The organism is Actinomadura sp. KC345, assembly GCF_004348515.1.
GTDB lineage: Bacteria > Actinomycetota > Actinomycetes > Streptosporangiales > Streptosporangiaceae > Spirillospora.
In genome coordinates this window covers 1-20970 of sequence record NZ_SMKH01000125.1, presented here as the reverse complement: position 1 = coordinate 20970, position 20970 = coordinate 1, and the positions used below count along the sequence as shown (strand labels likewise).

General features: G+C 72.6%; 14 protein-coding genes and 1 pseudogene. 9 read left to right on the top strand and 6 right to left on the bottom strand.

What is annotated here, in order from left to right; genetic code table 11:
- Both E1281_RS21160 and E1281_RS21155 read right to left on the bottom strand, forming a co-directional pair.
- Positions 1-866: pseudogene (locus E1281_RS21160) on the bottom strand (hypothetical protein); the annotation flags it as partial.
- Positions 867-958: 92 nt separating this feature from the next.
- Complete coding sequence (locus tag E1281_RS21155) at positions 959-2455, bottom strand: sulfatase (protein WP_131880820.1); 1497 nt, start codon at positions 2453-2455, stop codon at positions 959-961.
- A gap of 122 nt (positions 2456-2577) precedes the next feature.
- Between E1281_RS21155 and E1281_RS21150 the strand changes: the two genes are divergently transcribed.
- Entirely contained in the window at positions 2578-4032 is a 1455-nt protein-coding gene (locus E1281_RS21150; RefSeq protein ID WP_165959024.1) for a family 43 glycosylhydrolase, read from the top strand.
- Here E1281_RS21150 and E1281_RS21145 read toward each other — a convergent pair.
- From E1281_RS21145 to E1281_RS41995, 4 genes are read right to left on the bottom strand one after another with little or no spacing between them, the layout of a single operon-like run.
- Positions 4014-5546 (bottom strand): glycosyltransferase family 39 protein, encoded by a 1533-nt coding sequence (locus E1281_RS21145; protein WP_131880816.1) that lies wholly within the window; start codon positions 5544-5546, stop codon positions 4014-4016. The two genes, E1281_RS21150 and E1281_RS21145, sit on opposite strands and share 19 nt — an antisense overlap.
- Positions 5530-6489, bottom strand: coding sequence for a glycosyltransferase (locus E1281_RS42005; protein ID WP_131880814.1), 960 nt, complete (start codon positions 6487-6489; stop codon positions 5530-5532). Before E1281_RS42005 ends, E1281_RS21145 begins: the two co-directional genes overlap by 17 nt.
- Positions 6486-7706, bottom strand: coding sequence for a hypothetical protein (locus E1281_RS42000; RefSeq protein WP_131880812.1), 1221 nt, complete (start codon positions 7704-7706; stop codon positions 6486-6488). Before E1281_RS42000 ends, E1281_RS42005 begins: the two co-directional genes overlap by 4 nt.
- Complete coding sequence (locus tag E1281_RS41995) at positions 7703-9031, bottom strand: hypothetical protein (protein WP_131880811.1); 1329 nt, start codon at positions 9029-9031, stop codon at positions 7703-7705. The genes E1281_RS42000 and E1281_RS41995 overlap by 4 nt, the downstream gene beginning before the upstream one ends.
- A gap of 153 nt (positions 9032-9184) precedes the next feature.
- Here E1281_RS41995 and glf point away from each other — a divergent pair, with 153 nt between their 5' ends.
- From glf to E1281_RS21090, 8 genes are all read left to right on the top strand, one after another.
- Complete coding sequence (glf, locus tag E1281_RS21125; protein ID WP_243717197.1) at positions 9185-10336, top strand: UDP-galactopyranose mutase; 1152 nt, start codon at positions 9185-9187, stop codon at positions 10334-10336.
- Positions 10333-12408 (top strand): glycosyltransferase, encoded by a 2076-nt coding sequence (locus tag E1281_RS21120; protein WP_243717195.1) that lies wholly within the window; start codon positions 10333-10335, stop codon positions 12406-12408. The genes glf and E1281_RS21120 overlap by 4 nt, the downstream gene beginning before the upstream one ends.
- Entirely contained in the window at positions 12405-13274 is an 870-nt protein-coding gene (locus tag E1281_RS21115; protein WP_131880807.1) for an ABC transporter permease, read from the top strand. Before E1281_RS21120 ends, E1281_RS21115 begins: the two co-directional genes overlap by 4 nt.
- Before the next feature lie 4 nt (positions 13275-13278).
- Positions 13279-14076: an ABC transporter ATP-binding protein gene (locus E1281_RS21110; RefSeq protein ID WP_243717193.1), complete on the top strand. Its 798-nt coding sequence runs from the start codon at positions 13279-13281 to the stop codon at positions 14074-14076.
- Positions 14077-14139: 63 nt separating this feature from the next.
- Positions 14140-16818, top strand: a complete 2679-nt coding sequence (locus E1281_RS21105) for an HAD family hydrolase (protein ID WP_131880805.1) — start codon at positions 14140-14142, stop codon at positions 16816-16818.
- Positions 16805-17911 carry a class I SAM-dependent methyltransferase gene (locus E1281_RS21100; protein ID WP_207943401.1) on the top strand — a complete coding sequence of 369 codons (1107 nt, stop codon included), beginning with the start codon at positions 16805-16807 and terminating at the stop codon, positions 17909-17911. Before E1281_RS21105 ends, E1281_RS21100 begins: the two co-directional genes overlap by 14 nt.
- A 52-nt stretch (positions 17912-17963) precedes the next feature.
- Positions 17964-18854: a class I SAM-dependent methyltransferase gene (locus E1281_RS21095; RefSeq protein WP_165959022.1), complete on the top strand. Its 891-nt coding sequence runs from the start codon at positions 17964-17966 to the stop codon at positions 18852-18854.
- A 252-nt stretch (positions 18855-19106) separates the two neighbouring features.
- Positions 19107-20970 (top strand): hypothetical protein (locus tag E1281_RS21090; protein ID WP_131880801.1); only part of this gene is annotated, 1864 nt, incomplete at its 3' end.

The window sequence follows — 20970 nt, the reverse complement described above, 5'->3', positions numbered from 1 at the left end:
GGGCTCGGCGGGCCCGGGATCTGCTGCGCGTAGGGGAACGGCTCGTGCGCCGGGGCCGGTGCGTCCGGGATCTGCTGCGCGTACGGGAAGGGCTCGTGCGCCGGGGCGGGTGCGTCCGGGATCTCTTGCGCGTACGGGAAGGGCTCGTGCGCCGGGGGGCTCTGCGGCGGCGGAGGCGGCTGCTGCAGAGGCATCGGGGGGAGACGCTCCGCGCGGGTGACTTCGGCGGACTCCTGGCTGTACGGGGACGCCTGTGCCGGAATGTCGGTGGACGTGGCGGGAGGCGGAGCCGCCGGCTGCGGTGATTCCTGCCGGGTCTCCTCCCCCGTGTCCTGCTGCGGGTCGTTGCCGCCCGCCGGGGCCTTGCGGCCGGGGAGGATCATGGTGTGCGTCGACTCGCGGGGCCTGAAGTCGGCGAGCGTGTGGTCGCTGACGGTGCGTTCGGCGATGTCGTCTTCCGCGTCGTCCACCGGTTCGGCGGTCTGCGAGGCGCCGCTCTCCGGCCGGTAGTCGGAGATCGTGAAGTCGCTGAGGGTGCGGTCGTCCTCCGCGTCGTCCACCGGGGGAGGGGTGATCTCCGAGGTGTCGGTCTCCGGCCGGTAGTCGGAGATCGTGAGGTCGCTCAGGGTACGGTCGCCGACCGCGCCCTCCGCGTCGTCCATCGGGGGGCCGGTCTCCGGGGCGCCGGGCTCCGGGTCGTCGGTGTCCTCGAGGTCGTCCGGTTCGGGGTCGTCCTCGGGGAGCAGCTCGAACGCGGAGGGCTCCTGGTCGTCCAGCCACTGCGAGGGTGGCGGGGGCTGGGCCGGCTGCCCGGGTTCGGGACGCTCCACCTCGTGGTCGTCATCGGGCTTTCCGGTAGCTGTCACACCCGCTCTCCCAGCATCGGTTCGTGTGGACGCATCGCCGCGCATCCACGGTCAGACAGCGATGATAGCGGCGCATAGGGGACGGAATGCCCTCAGCGGGCCCGGCCGGCCGTCGTGCAGTCCGCGCCCGAGCAGTGGGTCAGCGCGTACAGCAGGTCCGAGAGCTGCCGCCGCCGCTGTTCCGGCAGTCTCCCATAGATGTTGTCGAGCTCCTGGGGGTCGCGGGTTCGGTCGTAGTACTCGCGCTCCCCGTTCTCGTACTCCACGTACAGCACTTCGCGGGTGCGGAGCGCGTTGTAGGTCGTCGGGGCGCCGGGCGCGGAGTCCTGGCGGTCGGGGTCGTGCGGCGACGGAGGCGGCTTGACGTGCTCGATCAGGGCCGACTGCCGCCAGTCCCGCGGGGTGCCGCCGCGCAGGAACGGGGCGAGCGAGCGGCCGTCGGTCGCGGCCGGGGGCTTGACGCCGGCGAGGTCCAGGAACGTCGGCGCCAGGTCGGTGTTCTGCGCCGGTTCCTCGACCCGGCGTCCGGCGGGGACCGCGGGGCCGGTGACGACGAACGGCACGCGGATGTCGCTGTCGTACGGGGTCATCTTCCCTCCGGCGAGCCGGTGCTCCCCGAGGTGGAAGCCGTTGTCCGAGCCGAAGACCAGGTAGGTGTCGCGGTCGCGGCCGAGTTCCTCGAGGGTCGTCCGGATCCGGCCGACCATCTCGTCCACCGCCTGGACCATGCGGACCCGGTCGCGGAAGCCCTCGTCGATGCGCTTGACCGCGGGTGCGCCCAGGGGCGGGCGCGACCGGAGCCAGGACGGCTTGTCGCGGATGTCCGCCTCGTTGAACGAGGCCGGCCGCGGCGCCTTCAGGTCGCCGAACAGGCCGGCGTGCCTCGGCGCGGGGATGAACGGCCCGTGCGGCGCGAACGTCGAGATCTCGACGAAGAACGGCTTCGACGATCTGGAGGCCCGCTTGATGAACTCGATCCCCTTGTTCGCGAGCACGTCGGTCAGGTAGGCGTGCGGCTGCTGCCCGTAGGGGACGATGCGGCCGTTCTCGTTCAGGTTGTAGTTGTACTCGGCGTAGCCATTCCCGGCGACCTGCCATTCGGTCCAGCCCGGCGGTACGTACGGGGTGGTAGTGCCCTGGGTGTCGTTCGGGTGGTAGCCGTTCATGTACTTGCCGAGCAGGGCGGTGCGGTATCCGGCCTTCTCCAGGAACGGCGCGAACGACGCCTCCTCGTTGCCCTTCTCCTTGAAGACCTGGAAGCCGCCGTCGGGCGGGAAGTTGGTGCGGACCTCGGTGTTGTGCGGGTACTTGCCGGTGAAGATCGTCGCCCGCGACGTGCAGCACAGCGAGTCCGCGACGAGGAACTCGTCGAACGTCAGCCCGTCCCTCTGCATCCCGAGGACCTGGGGCATGTGCTTGACGAGGTTCCAGGAGAGGTCGTCGGTGAGGACGAACACGATGTTCGGCCTCTTCGGGGGCGTGGACCGCTCCGAGCCGCCGGACGGGCCCGGCGGGTGCATGAAGCAACCGCTCATGGCGAGCGCGGTGACCAGGCAGAGGACGGCCGCGAGCCGCCGGTGTCGGATCAACGTCCGCCTCTCCGTAGGAATGCCGCTCCGGGCCAGGGTAACCACCCCCGGATCGATTCGCGTACTAGAGGACGGTTCGTCGTTCAGTGCCGGTTATTGGCATGATGCGGGGTGCTATGAGGATGGGCGGGGCGCCGTGGAGGCCGGTCGCGCTGGCGCAGGCGGTCGCCGGAGCCGCGATCACCGCGCTGGTGGCGCTGGTCGTCGGCCTCGCCGTGTCCCCGGACGGGGAGGGCGCCGCGAGCGCGCGGGACTCCGGCGGGGCGTCCGGGCCGCCGATGGCGAGCCCCGCGGGGACCCCGGCGCCGATCGACCCGGCGGGCTACTCGCCCGTCGAGCCGGTGATCGAGTCGTCGTTCGCCGACCCGACCGTGATCAAGGTGGGGCGCACGTACTTCGCGTACGGCACGAACAACGGGCAGGCCGACATGCCGGTCGCGACGGCCCCGTCGCCGACCGGGCCCTGGCGGCTGTCGCTGGGGGACGGCCTCGCGCACCTCCCGGCGTGGGCCGCCGGCGGGTGGACGTGGGCACCCGAGGTCGTCCCGCCGCGCGGCGGGTCCGGTTCGTACCTCCTCTACTTCACCGCGCGCCGCAAGGACAGCGCGCACCAGTGCGTGGGCGCCGCCACGGCGTCCTCACCGGCGGGCCCGTTCGTCCCCCTGGAGGGCGGGCCGCTGGTGTGCCCGCTGGACAGGGGCGGCGCGATCGACGCGGCGTCCTACATCGAGACGGACGGCACCCGCTATCTCCTCTACAAGACCGACGACCGGAAGACGGCGGCGATCCACCTGGTCAGGCTGAACCCGGACGGGCTGAGCCTCGCCGGCGCGCCGAAGCAGATCATGGCCCGCGGCGCGGGGGAGCCCGTCCTGGTCGAGGCGCCCGACCTGGTTCGGCGCGGCGGCCGGTACGTGCTGCTGTACTCGGCCGGCTGGTACTTCAAGGCGAACTACCAGACCCGCTACGCGGTGGCGCCGTCCATCGAGGGGCCGTACCGGAAGGCCGCCGCGCCGCTGCAGTCCACCGAGGGGTACGGGAACGGGATCCAGGGGCCGGGCAGCGCGGACGTCCTCACCGACGAGAGCGGCGACTACCTGGTCTTCCACGGCATCCTCGGCTACCACGGCGGTTCGGCGGTCACCCGCGGCATGTACGTCGCCCGGCTCGGATGGGACGGGGCGCGGCCCGCCGTCCGGGGCGTCCCGGTCCGGTACGAGGCGGAACGGGCGCGGTTGAACGGCTGCGTCGCCGCGTTGGGACGGGAGCACGCGTCGGGCGGCACCGCGATCGGCCCGTTCACCCGCGACGACTGCCGGGTGGACGTCCCCGTGTTCGCGCCCGCCGCCGGCCGGTACTCGGTGAGCGCGCGGTACGCCAACCGCTCCGGCCGCGACTCCCATCTGGAACTGTCGGCGAACGGCTCCGCCGCGACGTCGTTGCGGCTGCCCGCCACGGAGGGCGCCGACTGGAAGTCCGCCGAGGCGGAGGTCCAGCTGTCCGCGGGCTGGAACACCCTGAGCTTCTGGAGGCTGGGCGGCGGCATGGGGCAGGTCGACTACTTCGAGGTCCGGTAGGGCGCCGTCCGCACGTACAGGGTGATGTTGCCGCCGCGGTAGTTCCAGTGGCCCGCGATCCGCCACGGCCCCGACTCCTGGACGATCTGGTTCCGCCGCACCACCGGGGGTTCGAGGGGGCGGCCGAGCGACCTGCTGCCCATCACCCACAGGCGGGGCTCGCGGCGCAGCGGCGCCCGGAGATCGCGGGGGAACCTGTCGCGGCCCTTCAGGTTCGCGGCGCTCACCGGGTCCTCGCGCATCCCGATGTCCCGGAGCCGGCCGAAGGCGTCCGGGTAGGCGGACGCGTTCCACCGCACGACGCCCGCGAGGTAGAGGATGGCGTCGCCGTCCCGCGCCCGGTCGCGGACGATGTCCGCGGGCGTCCGCAGGTCGTCGAGCCTGCTGTCCTGCCGCCTGATCGCCGCGTGCTCCGGCAGGGTCGGGACGACCACCGCCGCGGTTGCGACCGCCAGCAGGGCGGCGCCGGCGGCGGGCCGTCCGAGGGCGGCGAGGCGGGCCAGGCCCGCGCCGACCAGCAGGGCCAGGGCGGGCAGGCTGAACACCACGTACCGGTACGTGAACATGGGCTCGGCGAGCACCGACACGAGCAGCAGTAGCGCCGGGGGCGCCACCAGCCACGGCGCCGCCACGGCGGCGAGCGAGGCCGGCTCGGCCGCGCGCGGCGAGCGCCCGGTGACCGCGCCGAGGACCAGCAGCGCGACCACGGGCGCGACCAGCCGGCGGCCGCCCGCCATGAACTGCACCAGCGTCCACACCGTCGCCCAGGACGGCTCCGTGAGCCATTCCACCTGGAACTTCTGATCCTGCGCCGCCAGCGCGAACGGGAGCAGGGCCACGCCGGTGAGACCTGTGACGACCGGCCAGCGCACCCACGTCCTGGGGGCGCCGGTCCGCGCCAGAAGCAGCGTGATGCCGTGCGCGGGGACGAGGAAGAGGCCGTTGAGATTGAGCAGCCCCAGGACGGCGACGGCCGCGCCGTATCCGGCGAACCAGGCCCACGGGTGCCGTTCCCCTTCGCGCATGCCCCTGATGAGCAGGTAGGTGGCGAGCACGGCGACCGCCGCCACCATCGCGTACGGGCGGGCCTCCTGGGCGAACCGGCAGACGGACACCGAGGCGCCGTACACCAGCCCGGCCAGCAGCCCGGTACCCGGCCCGAGGCAGCGCCGGCCGATGACCGCCACCCCCGCCGCCGCCGCGGCCGCCGCCAGGGCGCTGGGCACCCGCAGGGCCGGCTCCCCGGTGCCGAACACCATGGCCCACGGCCGCAGCATCAGGTAGTAGAGAGCGTGCACGAGGTCGAGGTTTCCGAAGGCCCGCAGCATCTCCGGCACGGGCCGGCCGGCCATGCTGACGGTCGCGGCCTCGTCCAGCCAGTAGGACGGCCCGCGGATGCCGGCCAGCGCCACGGCGAGCGCGACGGCCGCCGGGACGAGCGGCATCGCCCGCCCGTCGAGCCATCGCTCCGGCCGGGCGGTCCGCTCCCGCGGCGGGCTAGCCGTCCCGACCATCGGACGGCACCTGCACGCCGACCTCGCGCAGCAGCGCGGCGGTCGGCCTCGGCCGGGTGAACAGCCCTTTCCGCAGCCCGCGCAGCATGGCGCGGCGCAGCACGGTCCGGTCGGAGGAGGCGGCGAACGTGCGCGACCAGCGGCGGAGCGTCGATCCCGCGTACAGGACGCGTTCCGGCGGCGCGAGCCCGGGGCTGCCGGTGAACAGCCAGATCTTGTTGCGGACCTCGTAGAAGAAGCGGTCGCCCGGGTCGGCGTCCGCCCCGCCGAACTCCCTCGTCTTGTGGACCACGACGCTGTCGGGGCACAGCACCCCGCGGCGGCCGCGCAGCAGCCGGGTCGTGAACTCGAAGTCGTCGTTCCAGAGGAAGTAGTCGGCGACCGGCAGCCCGCGCGCCCGGACGGCCTCCGCGTCCACCAGCACGGAGACGAACGACGCCGAGCGGATCGGCACGCAGCCCGCCGCACGCGCGATCGCCGACTCGGCGGCGGTCGCCCCGGGCTTGCGGCGCGGCGTGTTCATCGGATGGTCGCGGCCGTCGGTCCACACGACGCGGCCGGCCACCAGCGCGGGCGGCTCGCCGTCCGCCGTGGCCCTCTCCCTCGCGGCCAGCAGCGCTTCGAGGGCGCCGGGCTCCGGCACGGTGTCGTCGTCCAGCAGCCAGAGGAGGCCGGCGCCGCCGTCCAGGGCGCGGGCCATGCCCGCGCCGAACCCGCCGGCTCCGCCCACGTTCCGGGGCAGCGTGAGCAGGTCCGCGTCCGGGAAGCGGCCCCTGACCATCTCCGCGGTGCCGTCCGCGGAGGCGTTGTCGACGACGACGATCCGGTCCGGGACGCGCGTCTGCGCGCCGAGCGCGGTCAGCGCCTCGTCCAGGAGTTCGCGCCGGTTGTAGGTGACGACCACCGCCGCGACCAGGCCGGGCGCCCCCGGGTCCGCCGTCACGGGTTGCGCTTCCCGGTGGCGCGCCGGGCGGCGCGCTGCAGGCCCGGCGAGGGGGACGCGGCGGCCTCCAGCAGCCGGTCCAGGTTCTCCCGGACGCCCTCCATCTCGCTGTGCAGGTGGGCGAGGCCGATGCGTTCGTGCGCCAACGTCAGCTCCTCCAGCAGGTGCGCCACCACGCCCACGGACGCGGTCGCGATCAGCTCCTCGGGGACGTCGCCGGGGAGCATGCGGGGCCCCGGATCCGGCGCGGTCGTCAGCTCGGAGAGGTCGCCGGCCACGTCGTACCCGGAGGCGCGCAGGGACTCGGCCAGGTCCCGGGTCCGGTTCGCCGCCCACTCGGTATGACGCGCGGGCAGGCCCATCCGAGTACGGCCGGTGGCTCCGTCCGCCTTCGCCTGCCAGTGCCCGGCCAGGTGCTCGCGGATCATGCGCTGGTAGTCGCGGCGCATCGCCGGGCCGATCTTCTCGTTCAGGCGGCGGAGCAGCTCGGCCTCGATCGCCGGGAGCGGCTCGCCCGCCGGGATCCCCCCGATGTCGCAGACCGCGGCGTCGATGCCGGTCAGGGCGAGGAAGCGGTCCCACAGCGGGCGGGGGCTCCCGTCCGGCGGCGGCAGCGTGAGGACGTGCACGCGCTCCTTCGGCACGGCCGACGACCACGTCCCCAGCACCCGCACCGGGTCGTGCAGGCCCCAGAACATCTCCCCGTACGGCTCGGGCGCGTCGATGCCGCGCGCGACCAGGTCGTCGACGAAGCGCTCGAACGTGATGGTGTGGGTGTGCCGGAGCTGCTCCTGCCAGTCCAGGATCAGCTGCCAGCCCAGGTCGTGGGTCGCGAAGATCACGTGGACCTCGGCGGGCTCCAGCGCCGCCACGGCCCGTTTCACCTGCTGCTCGGTCGCCCCGGCCAGCAGTCCCTGGGAGAAGACGACCGTGGGGCCGTCCCAGTCGCGGGCCCGCCGGACGACGCGGTCCCACGCGCCGTCCCAGTCCGGGTCGCGGCGCCCGCCCCAGCTCGACTCGCGCAGGTCCATGGCGGCCGCGAAGTGCTCCTGCGGCCCGGCGACCGGGTAGCGGACTCCGGCGTCGCCGAGCCGCCGCCGGTTCGCCCACAGGGCCCGGTGCAGGAAGGCCGCCTCGCCCGCGGGCGCCCCGATGTGCAGGTAGACGGACTTGCCGGCCCCCCGGTCGTCGCGCCGGTCGTCCATGAGCGCACTCACCTCGTCCTCGTCTCCGCCTCGGACCGTCCCGCCCTGGCCTGGATCTTCCGGTACGCCCAGCGCAGCCGCCGCGCCGCCGGATAGCGGTCTTTCGCGCTGTCCATCGCCCTCTGGACGAGCGGGGCGGCGTCGTGGGCGAGCCGCCCGGTGACGTCCAGCAGTCCGGCGGACTCCTCCCGGAGCGCGTCGAGCCGGTCAGGGAACGGGACGTCCGCGCCGGGCGGCGACCCGGCGCGGTCCTCCGTCTCCTGGACGCGCCGGAGCAGCGCCGCGATGGCATCGACGCCGGCATCGGCCATCTCCGCCCAGCGGGGCTCGTCGGGCGGCGGCGCGGGCGCCCTGCCGACCGCGGGGCCGGACGCGGGCCCCGGCATCAGGTCGTACAGGTCGCCCACCACGTCGTAGCGGGCCGCGCGCAGCGCCTCGACGGTCTCGACGGACCGCTCGGTCGCCCAGGGGACGTGCTCGGCGGGCAGTTCGATCCTGGCGGTGGACGGCCGGGGGGCGAAGATCTGCTGGGCGAGGAAGAGCTTGACGTCCTCGTTGTAGGCGTGCCAGCCGATCCGCTCGTCGAGCGCCTCGTTGAGCCGCAGCAGGAACTGGGTCTCGGCCAGGCCGAGCGACTGGTTGGCGAACGTCCGGGACAGGTCGTAGTCGTCCGGGACGAGCCCGGTGGCGGCGCAGAACCGCCGCCAGAGCAGGTCCCGCGGGGCGCCGGGCGGCGGCAGCGTGACGACGTGGACGCGTTCGGGCGGCAGGTCCGCGCCCCAGCGCCCGAGCACGGCGACCGGGTCCTGCAACCCCCAGAACAGGCGGGCGGTCTCGAACGTGCGCCAGTCCTGCCGCCGCAGGGCCGCGACGAACTCGGTGAACGAGGTCGTGAACCGGTTCTTGACGTCCTCCTGCCAGTGCGCCGGGATCTGCCGGCCGAGGTCGCGGACGGTGAAGACCACGTGGACGTCGGCGAAATCGAGGTCGGCCATGGCCTCGCGGACCCAGGCGGGCCGGGCCGGCGCGAACAGCTCCTGCGAGATGATCGTGTTCCCGGGCCAGTCCCGGGCCTCGTCGACCAGCGTCCGCCAGGCCCCGCGGGTCTTCGGGTCCGATGCCCCGAGGAAGAACGTCCGCCGCAGGTCGAAGGCGGCCCTGACGTGGGCGGCGAAGTCCTCGCCCGGGAAGAGGACGCCCCGCTCGCGCAGCCGCTCCCGGTTGTTCCACAGGACGAGCTGCAGGAACGTCGTGCCGCTCTTCGCGGCCCCGACGTGCAGGAAGATCGCGCGGCGCGCCGCGCTCGGCGTCGCGCCGCCGGGAGTGGGTGGGGCCACCGCGAACCTTGGATTCCTTCGCCGGTACCGTTCGAACGCCCGGTATCTTAGCCGCAATCTGTACATATGGACCGGTCGGCGTTGCGCACGGGCCGGTCTTCCGCTCCCCCGCACGGGATGGATGGTCGCCGTCCATTGAATGTTGATCTCGTGGTGGCCGGCTCCGGATTCTTCGGGCTCACGGTCGCCGAACGCTGCGCGGCCGAACTCGGGCTGCGCGTGCTGGTCCTCGACCGGCGCGGCCACATCGGCGGCAACGCCTACAGCGAGGCCGAGCCGGAGACGGGCATCGAAGTCCACCGCTACGGCGCGCACCTGTTCCACACGTCCAACGAGCGGGTGTGGGAGTACGCGAACCGGTTCACCGCCTTCACCGGCTACCGGCACCGCGTGTACTCCACGTTCAAGGACCGCGTCTACTCCATGCCGATCAACCTCGGCACCATCTGCGAGTACTTCGGGCGGTCCTTCACCCCCGACGAGGCGCGGGCGCTGATCGCCGGGCAGGCCGCCGAAGTGAGAAATCCCTCCAACCTGGAGGAGAAGGCGATCTCGCTCATCGGACGGCCGCTGTACGAGGCGTTCATCCGCGGCTACACCGCCAAGCAGTGGCAGACCGACCCGCGGGACCTCCCGGCGGAGATCATCACCCGGCTGCCGGTGCGGTACACCTTCGACAACCGCTACTTCGGCGACACCCACGAGGGCCTGCCGGTCGACGGCTACACCCCGTGGCTGGAGCGGATGGCCGACCATCCGCGCATCGAGGTCCGGCTCGGCACCGACTTCTTCGACCTGCGCGACGACGTGGTCGGCAACGTCCCCGTCGTCTACACCGGACCGCTGGACCGCTACTTCGGCTACGCCGAGGGCGAGCTGGGCTGGCGGACGCTGGACTTCGAGATGGAGGTCAAGCCGACCGGCGACTTCCAGGGCACGCCCGTCATGAACTACGCGGACGAGGACGTCCCCTACACCCGGATCCACGAGTTCCGGCACTTCCATCCCGAGCGCGAGAGCTACCCGTCCGACAGGACCGTCATCATGCGGGAGTACTCGCGGGCCGCCGCGCGCGGCGACGAGCCCTACTACCCGGTCAACACCGCCGGCGACCGCGCCCGCCTGCTCGCCTACCGCGATCTGGCGCGGGGCGAGGACGGCGTGCTGTTCGGCGGCCGGCTCGGCACCTACAGGTATCTCGACATGCACATGGCGATCGCCAGCGCGCTCAGCATGGTCGACAACAAACTGCGTCCCCATTTCGCCGGGGGTTCGCGTCTTATAAGCGGAGGTGTGGACGAGTGAGCCGACCCGACGAGAACGACCCCGCCGCGAATCCCCCGGCCCCGGACATGCGCGTCCTCCAGCGGATCGTGATACCCGTGGACCGCGACCTCGACGTCCTCAAGCTGTACGTCGAGGGCGAGATCGGCCGCGGCGCGGAGGCGCTGGCCGCCGAGACCGCCGTCGAGGACGGTCTCCTCGCCGGCCCGGCCGAGGACGTCGGCCGCCGCAGCGTGGTCGTGCCGGTCGGGCGGCGGGCCTCGTTCGCCACCTACTTCAACGCGTTCCCCGCCAGCTACTGGCGGCGCTGGACGTCGGTGGAGGAGGTGGTCCTGCGGGTCCGGGCGCGCGGCCAGGGCACGGTGATCGTCTACAGGTCCAGCGCGAAGGGCCACATCCAGCGCGTCGACTCCGTCCGGATCGACTCCGCCGCCTCCCAGGAGGAGACGTTCCGGCTGACGCTCAGCCCGTTCATCGACGGCGGCTGGTACTGGATGGACATCGTCGCCGGCGAGGCCGAGGCCGTCCTTGAGCGGGCCGACTGGTGCGCCGCCCCGGCCGGTGAGCACGGGGGTGATCACGGGGTCAGGCAGGGCCGTGTCAGCCTGGGCATCACCACGTTCAACCGGCCGGAGTTCTGCGTCGACCAGCTCCTGGCGCTCGGCCGGGCGCCGGAGGTCCTCGACGTGGTGGACGCGATCTACGTCGTCGACCAGGGCACGCAGCGCGTCCGCGACGACGCGGACTTCGAGCGCGCGTCGGCCGTGCTCGGCGCGAAGCTCCGCGTGATCGAGCAGGGCAACCTGGGCGGCTCCGGCGGCTTCTCCCGCGCGATGGACGAGACGCTGAAGGCGGGCGCCAGCGACTACGTCCTGCTCCTCGACGACGACGTCGTCACCGAGACCGAGGGCGTCCTGCGCGCGGTCAACTTCGCCGACTTCGCCCGGACGCCGACGATCGTGGGCGGGCACATGTTCAACCTGTTCGCCCGCTCGCAGCTGCACGCCTACGGCGAGACGATCGGACGCTACCGCTGGTGGTGGGAGGAGGCCGCGCACACCAAGCGCGAGCACGACTTCGCCGTACCGCCGAACCCGAACCCCCGCGCGAAGACCAGCTCGGGGAGCCTGCGCAAGACGGACTGGCTGCACCGCCGCGTGGACGTCGACTACAACGGCTGGTGGATGTGCCTCATCCCCGTCGACGTCGTGCGCAACATCGGCCTGTCCATGCCGATGTTCATCAAGTGGGACGACGCCGAGTACTGCGTGCGCGCGGGCGAGGCGGGCTTCCCGACCGTGTCGCTGCCGGGCATGGCGGCCTGGCACGTCCCCTGGCAGGACAAGGACGACGGCATCGACTGGCAGGCGTACTTCCACGAGCGCAACCGGCTGGTCACCGCGCTGATGCACTCGCCCTACGAGCGGGGCGGCAACCTCGTCAAGGAGAGCTTCATCATCTCGGTGAAGCACGCGCTCGCCATGCAGTACTCGACGGCCGAGCTGATGCTGTCGGCGATCGAGGACGTGCTGACCGGACCGGAGCACATGCACGCCGGCATCTCCACGAAGCTGCCCGAGATCATGGCGTTCCGGGCCGCCTTCCCCGACGCCCAGAACCGCGTCAGCCACGAGGAGTTCCCGCAGGTCCGCCGGAAGCGGCCGCCCAAGCGCGGACGCACGTTCAAGCCGCCGCGCGGCACGGTGAACGTGCTGGCGAGCGCGATGCTCGGCACCGTCAAGCAGCTCCGCCCCGTCGAGCCGGGGACGCGCGCCAACCCGCAGGCGGTCGTGCCGCACATCGACCGGCACTGGAGCCTGCTGGCGCAGGTCGACAGCGCGCTCGTCTCGTCCGCCGACGGCACGAAGGTCGCCTGGTACCAGCGCGACCCGGAGCGCTTCAGGCGGCTGCTCAAGCGGACGTCGCTGCTGCACGGGCGCCTCAGCCGGGAGTGGCCCGAGCTCGCCGTCCGGTACCGGGCGGCCATGGCCGAGATCGCCTCGCCGGAGGCGTGGCGCACGACGTTCGAGGCCGCCGCCGGCGGGCACGATGGCGCCGCCGGAGACGCCGATCCCGGAGGCCCGCGAGAATGACGGCCACGCCGACCCCGGTGGACGACGGGCTCCAGCCGCCCGGCGGCGAGGGAGGGCTGCGGCAGACGTTCCGGAACAAGTACCTGCTGCGCCTGCTCGTCCGCCGGGAGCTGCGGTCCCGCTACAAGGGGTCGCTGCTGGGCCTCGGCTGGTCCTACGTCCGGCCGGCGGTGTACTTCTCCGTCTACTTCTTCGTCATCGGCGTCTTCCTCGGCATGGACCGCCGCATCGAGGACTTCGCGGTCTACCTGTTCTCGGGCATGGTGCTGGTCCACCTGTTCACCGAGACGCTGCACTCGACCACTCGCTCGGTGACCGGGAACGCGCCGCTCGTCCGGAAGGTGTTCCTGCCCCGGGAGCTGTTCCCGACGGCGTCGATGCTGGTCTCGCTGGTGCACTTCCTTCCGGGGCTGATGATCCTGCTGGGTGCGGCCGTCGTCTCCGGGTGGCGGCCCACACCGGAGGCGCTCGCCGCGGCCCTGTTCGGGTTCGCGATCATCGCCGTGCTCGGGTTCGGCCTCGGCCTGCTGTGCGCGGCGGTCAACGTCTTCTTCCGCGACCTGGAGCAGGCCGTGGACATCCTGATGATCGTCGTCACCTGGTCGGTGCCGATGATCTACCCGTGGACGCACGTCCAGTCGCACGCGCCCGGCTGGGTCCTGGACGTGTACCTCGCGAACCCGCTCGTCAGCGCCGTGTCCCTGTTCCAGAAGGCGTTCTGGTATCCCGGAACCGGCGGCGACTTCGCGTTCCCGCCCGATCTGTACGCCCGCGCCTGCGTCTCCCTGTCCGCCAGCCTGATGGTGTTCCTCGCCGGGCACGCGGTGTTCACGCGCATGCAGAGGCGCTTCGCACAGGAGTTGTAGTCCGTTGCCTCACCCGCCGCCCGCGCCGTCGATCGTCATCGACCGCGTCACGAAGAACTTCACGCTGCGGCACGCGCGCTCGTTCAAGGAGATGAGCGTCCGCGCGTTCCGCGGGCAGAGCCTGTCGGACAGGTTCCGCGCGCTGGACGAGGTGAGCCTCACCGTGCACCCCGGCGAGACGGTCGCGCTGATGGGGCTGAACGGCTCGGGCAAGAGCACGCTGCTCAAGCTCATCTCCGGGGTCATGCAGCCCGACGAGGGGTCGGTGCGGGTCCGGGGCCGCGTCGCCGGGCTGATCGACGTGGGCGCCGGGCTGCACCCGGAGCTGACCGGCCGGGAGAACGTCTACCTCAACGGGGCGATCCTCGGCATGTCCCGGGCGGAGATCGAGCGGAAGTTCGACACGATCGTCGACTTCTCTGGCGTCGAGCGGTTCCTGGACGACCAGGTGAAGTTCTACTCGTCCGGCATGTTCATGCGGCTGGCGTTCTCGATCGCGGCGCACACCGACCCGGACGTCTTCCTGATCGACGAGGCGCTGGCCGTCGGCGACCCGCCGTTCCGGGAGAAGTGCCTGGACCGCATCCGCCGGCTGCGCGGCGAGGGCCGCACGATGGTCGTCGTCGCCCACGACCTCCGCATGCTCGTCGGGCTCTGCGACCGGGGGATTACCATGCGGCAGGGCAGAGTGATCTTCGACGGGGAGACCAGGGGGGCCGCCCGGCTGGTGCGCGAGGACCGCGCCGCCCGCCGCGCGGAGGGCGTCCCGGCACCGGCCGCACAGGGAGAAACCGGTGGATAGGGTGTCCCGAGCCGCGGCCCCGCCCCGCGGTGGAAGTCGCACGACCAGGGGAGAGGTGCGCCGTTGACCAAGCAGGAGTCCGGATGCCCGTTGCTCGACAACGTCCACCGCGTCATCGCAGACCGGACGTGCTCCGTCCTGTCCCTGGACATCTTCGACACCGTGCTCTGGCGCCGCGTGCCGCGCCCCACGGACACGTTCGCGCTGCTCGGCTCCCGGCTGCGCGACGCGGGCCTGTGCCCGCCGTGGGTGACGGACGCGACCATGCGCCGGATGCGGATCGGCGCCGAGAAGGCCGCCCGCCGCGGCCGTGACGCCCTCGGCACCGAGGTCTCCCTCTTCGACATCTGGCGCGCCATGCCGGACGGCGTGTTCGGCGCCGCGCCGCTTGAGCAGCTCGTCGAGGCCGAGCTGCGCCTCGAACGCGAGATCACCGTCGTGGACCTGGACGTCGCCGAGGTCGTGAAGGCCGCCCGGAAACAGGACATCCAGGTCGTCCTCGTCTCCGACACCTACTTCACCGAGGACCAGCTCGCGCTGCTGCTCGACCGCCCCGAGCTGGGCCCGATGGAGGACGTGCGGATCTTCCGCTCGAACCAGCACGGCACCGACAAGGCGTCCGGCCTCTGGGAGATCGTGCTGCGCGACCTGGGCCGCAGCCCCGAGCAGATCGTGCACGTCGGCGACCACGAGACCGCCGACCACGAGGTGCCGGCGGAGCTGGGCATCCGCACCGTCCACTACCACCGGCTCGACGAGCCCTACCTGGAGGTGCTGAAGCGCGAGAAGGAGCCCGTCCGGCCCTTCGGCGACCACGCCCCCGACCTGGACGAGCGGGACGGCGACTTCGGCCTCACCAGCCTGCGCGCCAAGGCCGTCCACTCGGGCGTCCCGTTCACCACCTCGGCGCTGGACGTCGCGTGGCGGTACGGCGCGGGCGTCCTCGGCCCGGTGCTGACCGGCTTCGCGGAGTGGGCCGCCATGAAGGCGCACGAGGCCGGGACCCGCCGGCTGTGGTGCTCGATGCGCGAGGGCGAGCTGCTGTCCCGGATGATCAACGCCGCCGCGCGGGCGCACGGCTGGGACGTCGAGGCCAGGCCGGTCTGGCTGTCGCGGTTCGTGACGTCGCTCGCGGGCCTGGACGCCCACGACACCGACGCGGTGCACGCGTTCATCCGCACCGGATACCGGCTGACGGTCCGGCAGGCGCTGTCGGTCCTGGAGCTCCAGCCGGGCGACGTCCCCGGGCTCGCGACCGAGCTGGACACCGTCATCGACAACGGCGACATCGCCGACCGGGTCGCCCGCGCGCTCACCGAGACGCCCCACCTGTGCAACCGCATCGCGGTGACGGTCACCGCCGCCCGCGAGCGCATGATCAGGTCGCTGCGGGACGCCGGAGCGCTCGACGCGGCGACGCTGGCCGAGGGGGAGCTGACGCTCGTCGACCTCGGCTGGGGCGGGACGATCCAGCGCCTGCTCGCCCGCGCGCTGGACATCGCGCGCCTCGACGTCCGGGTGTCCGGGCTGTACCTGGCCACCGACGACCGCGCCGAGAAGGTGTACCTGGCCGGGCTGCGCGCCGAGGGCTACCTGGCGCAGGCGGGCCACCCCGCCCACGTCGCCGCCACCGTGACGCGCAGCCCCGAGATCGTGGAGCAGTGCGTCAACGCCCTCTGCGGTTCGCTGATCGGCTTCACCGACGACGGCAAGCCCGTCCTGGCGGAGACGTCGGACTCCCCGTCGCAGAACGCCGAGCGCCGGACGGTGCAGGACGGCGTCCTCGCCTTCCAGGGCACATGGAACAGGTACGCCGAGGCATCCGGCGGCGCGTGGCCGGACCTCGCCCGCCCGCGGGCGGCCCGGGACCGGCTGGCGCGGATCCTGGTGGCCGCGCTGGAGGCGCCCACCGCCGACGAGGCGTCCGTCTTCGGCAACTGGACGCACGAGGACAACTTCGGCTCGTCCCAGGTCACGACCCTGCTGCCCGCCGACCTGAAGCCCGCCGTCCCGTACCTGTCGCCGGGCGACCTCGACGACCTGGACATGCGCGACTCGTTCTGGCCCGCGCTGCTCGCCGCGTCCGACACCGGCCTCGGCGCCATGGCACGCGCCATCGCGGAGGGCGCCATCGCCCCGGAGGCGTTCGAGCCGTCCGGCGAGCCCCAGGAGACGCGGCTCCGCTACCGCACCTCCGACGACCGGTGGCACGAGCCCATCCGGCGCCGGGTCAGGATCAACCACAACGGGCTCTCGTTCGCCCGGCTCGCGTTCGAGCACCACGACACCGTCGACATCTCCCTCGCGATCCCCGGCCGCCCCGCGATCGTCCGGGTCGACTGGATCGAGGCCAAGGTGATCGCCGGGGGCCGCCGCCGCGAGCACGTGCTGCGCTGGGACAAGCCGGAGGACTTCGTCGGCCTGCACTACGCCGACTGCCGCTACCTCGGCGGCAACCTGATGGAGTTCGACACCCCGTACGCGGCGGTGTGGCTCCCGCTCGCCCGCGCCGCCGGGGTCCCGGCGGTGTCGTCCGGGCAGATCACGATCGCGTTCGCGATGCTCCCGCAGTCGATGACCGGCATGGCGCCGCGGATGCCGGTCGACAGGAAGGCCGAGCGGTCCGCCCGGGCCGCCCGCCTCACCGAGAGGCTCCGCGAGGAGTACCGGTCGGCCGGCGTCAAGGGCGTCGCGTCCGGGGCCGGACGAGTGGCCAGGAGGAAGATCGGTGACACCCGATGAGCCCCCGCCCGCCGGGAACCAGGCGGAGCTCGGATTAGCCGGTTCGCCCGGCGATCCCCACGCGCAGGCCCGGACGGCCCGCGCGCAGCCGCTGCTGCTGCATTCCATGTCGGTCTTCCGCGAGCTGTTCGAGACGATCTTCCGGCACCGCGAGATCGCCACGGTGGTCGAGGTGGGCGTGGAGTCCGGCCAGGTCAGCACCTTGTACGCCGACCTCGGCGCGACCGTCCACTGCGTCGAGCCCGCCCCCGGCGACGACCTGCGCGCCGCCGTCGCCGAGGACCCGCGCCTGAACCTGGTGGAGGGCCTGTCCCCGGAGGTCCTGGGCGAGCTTCCCGTGGCCGACCTGTACGTCCTGGACGGCGACCACAACTACGCGGTCGTCCGCGCCGAACTCGCGTGGATCATGAAGAACGCCCCCGGCGCGGTGGTCGTCCTCAACGACCTCCTGTGGCCGTGCGGCCGCCGTGACTTCTACTACGAGCCGTCCCCGCTGCCGCCCGAGGACAGGCACCCGGTCACCGAGGACGGCCCGACCGTCTGGCACGACGACGTCACCCCGGCCGGCTTCGTCGGCGCCGGCGCCTTCACGCTCGCCGCACACGCGGGCGGCCCCCGCAACGGCGTCCTGACCGCCGTGGAGGACGCCCTGGCCGAAGCCGCCGGCTGGCGCCTGGAGATCGTCCCCGCCGTCTTCGGCTTCGGCCTCCTGGCCCGACCGGCCGCCCCAGGCGCGGAGGAGATCTTCGAGGCCCTCCGCCCCCTCACGTCCTCCCGCCTCCTGGCGACCATGGAGAACAACCGCATCGCCCTCTACACCCGCGTCCTGCAACTGGAATACGAGGCAAAGGCCCACAGACACGACGCCGACCGCCTCGCCGAGGAGATCAACACCCAACACCGTGAGATCGCCCGGCTGCGCTCCGAACTCGACCGGTCGAGGACCGAGGCCGCCACGACGCGCCAGCAACTGGAGCGCCTGGATGCGCCCGCCGGGCGGCCCGTCCGGGACCCGGAGCTGGGGGAGGCCGTGTCAGAGCTGGGCAGGGCGCTGTCCGCCCGTATCCGCAGAGCACCCGGCCGTCCGCGATGACGCCGCGAAACCCCGCCGCCCCGAAGACCTGCCTGAAGAGAGGTATCTGGAAATGACGGACTACGTCGGGACCGTGGCCATACACGAGGAGACCTGGGGAAAGTTCCTTGAACCCGACCCGGCTGTGGTCGACGCCGAGAACCTGCACGAAGTCCTCGGCATACCGATCCTCAGCGGCCACCACGCGGACCTGTCGGTCTTCAAGGGCCGCAACGCGGTCTTCGACCGCATCGCCACCCAGGCCGGTGAGCTGAAGCTGGACTACGAGGACCAGTGCAGCGTGCAGCACTACTTCGACGTCTTCGCCTGCGTCGAGCGCGAGCACGCCGCGCTGACCAGGCTCGTCGACGTCGGGGTCTTCATGGGCGGCTCCGCCGCCGTCCTCGCCGGGTGCGTCGAGCCCATGGGCCTCGAACTCGATCTCGTCGACGCCAACTCCGTGTTCCTGCAGTTCGCCCGTGAACGGGTGCGCCGCATCTTCCCGCGCGCGACGACGCGTGTCCGCATGTTCCACGGTGACCTGCCGACCTATGTGGCGAACGTGCTGCGCGCCGAACCCCAGACCCGGGCGCTGATCCACCATGACGGGGCACACGACTTCAACCAGGTCGTCAAGGACCTGAGCTCGCTCTACTTCGCCCGGGACCGCGTCCACGGTGTGCTGCTCCAGGACACGCACCTGCGCGGCTCCATCGAGCACTTCAACTTCGTGGACGCCGCCGTCTACGCCATGTTCGGCGTCGGTGTGAAGTACGAGGCCCTGGGCGCCAGGTACCCGCAGGACTCGCCGGTGACGCACCCCAACCAGTGGAACGGCAACTACTTCCTGGCCGAGACCCCGGAGGGCATGTACGTGCCGTTCGACAGCGCCGAGTGGAAGTACCCGCACCCCACCATGGAGCTGGACGACTTCATGCCCGTGAAGGCGCCGCCCGCCGGCTGAGGCCCCGGGACACGCCCTCGCGAGTGGCCGGATGCGGACAGTGGGCCGGAACGGGGGTGTCCGATCTTTACCGCAGGTGGACTCGGTGACCGAATTGACGGGTTCAATCGGTCATCTGGGGGCCTGTTCCGGCGAACGAGAAGCGGGAACGCCACGAGGTCTTTACTCTGGGCTGTGTAGGAAACCAACCCGGCAACCCCCAGGCGTTCCAATCATTCCCGCGACTCCCAGGGGTCTCTCGACGTGACGGACATGGCGAGCGGGTCCGCGATGGCGCGGCTCACACAGGCCGACCGCGTCTACGTGGGCTGGCGCTACGCGCAGGTGCATCCTGACCCGGGGCCGCCCCCGGACCGCCCCGAGCCGCCCGGCCCGGAGCCGTCCCCGGCCCCGGCGCGGCAGCCGGGCGAGCACATGGCGGCGCTGCCGCTGCGGGTCGTGTTCGGCGGCGCGCTGGGCGGCGTCGTCCTCTTCCTGCTGTGCGGTGTCGCCGGCGTCCTCCCGTGGCAGTTCGCCGGAGTGGCGCTGCTGGCCTGCGCGGTCGTCATCGGGATCACCGGCGGTTCGCTGTGGACGGACGAACGGGCCGTTCGGGAGCGCATCGCGCAGGAACAGGACGCGGAGCAGCGCAGGCGCGCCGAGCGCGAGCGCGAGCGTGCGGCGGCCGAGAAGGAGTACGCCAAGGCCCGGACGGAGTGGGAGCGCCGCCAGTCGGCCTACCAGAGCCAGCGCGAGTGGTACCCGGTGGCCGTCCCGCCCGGTGTCGACCGGGTGGACGTCGTCGGCGGCACCCTCGCCGGATGGTCCGCCGCCGTCACCACCATGGGCGCGGCCCGCCTCGCCGTAGGCGCCCGCCTCACCGTCATCGACCTGTCCGAGGGCGCGGTCGCCCACGACCTCCTGCGCCTGGCCGCCGACCGCGGCGACGACCCCCTCGTCTGGGTCCTGCCCGCCGACCTGCCGCGCCTGGACGTCACCCGCGGCCTGAGCCCCGAGGCGCTCGCCGACGTGCTGTCGCTGGTGGTCAGCGCGGGCGAGGAGGAGGGCGGCACCCGCGACCTGTCGTTCGACAACTCGATCCTGGAACGGCTCATCGAGGTCCTCGGCCCCGACACGACGATCCCGCGGATCACCGCGGCGCTCCGCGTCCTGGCCCAGGTGGGCGACCCGCGCGACGACCTCCGCCGCGGCCTGCTCACCGACGAGCAGGTCGAGCGCATCGCGACCCTGTTCGGCCGGGACGCCACCGACCGGATCGTCGTCCGCCGCGCCTGGGCCCTGGAAGCGCAGCTCCGCAAACTGGAGAAGCTCGCCACCGAACCGGTGCGGCTCCCCCCGTCCCGCCTGCACGTGGTGTCGATGGACCGCCGCGCCGGCGTCCTCACCAACCGCATCCTCGGCACCTACGTCACAACGGCCCTCACGCACCGGATCAGGGAGTCCCCGCCCGGCGGCCGCTGGGACCACACCCTCTTCCTCTGCGGCTCCGAGAAACTCAGAGGCGACGTCCTGGACCGCCTCATAGACGCCTGCGAGGCCACAGGAACCGGCCTCGTCCTCATGTACCGCTCGATCCCCGGCCACGTCCGCGAACGCCTGGGCCGCCGCGGCCACGCCGCCGTCGGCTTCATGCGCCTGGGCAACCCCGACGACGCCCGCGTGGCCGCCGAGCACATCGGCGCCGACCAGCCCCTCCTCGTAGCCGAGATCACCGACTCGGCAGGCGAGACGCTGTTCGACGTGGCGGGGGAGACCTACGCCAGCACGGTCGCCTTCGCCCGCCCCCACGGCGACGGCCTGACCGACCCGGTCTGGTCGCCCCTACCTGCCCCCGCATCCGACGACTCGGCTCTCGTAGAGGGCATCAGCTCCGCCACCGCGTGGGGACGCACGGTCGAAGACAACCGCCGCGCCAACGACCCTCAAGGCAAGCAACGCTTCCGCGAACTCCTGGTCGAACCGCCGCAGCTTCAGGAACTCCCACCGACCGCCATGGTCTTCACCCACTCCGGCACCACCGGCCGCCGCACACTCCTCGTGGACGCCAACCCCGGCATCATCACCCTGCCGACCGCCCACTCGATGGAGTTCGAGGAGTACCTGCGCGAGCAGGAAC

Bases quoted from the DNA above. Each gene is read 5' to 3' on its own strand.
- E1281_RS21150 (WP_165959024.1), top strand. From the start codon at position 2,578: ATGGGCGGGGCGCCGTGGAGGCCGGTCGCGCTGGCGCAGGCGGTCGCC.
- E1281_RS21145 (WP_131880816.1), bottom strand. From the start codon at position 5,546: ATGGTCGGGACGGCTAGCCCGCCGCGGGAGCGGACCGCCCGGCCGGAG.
- E1281_RS21115 (WP_131880807.1), top strand. From the start codon at position 12,405: ATGACGGCCACGCCGACCCCGGTGGACGACGGGCTCCAGCCGCCCGGC.
- E1281_RS21095 (WP_165959022.1), top strand. From the start codon at position 17,964: ATGACGGACTACGTCGGGACCGTGGCCATACACGAGGAGACCTGGGGA.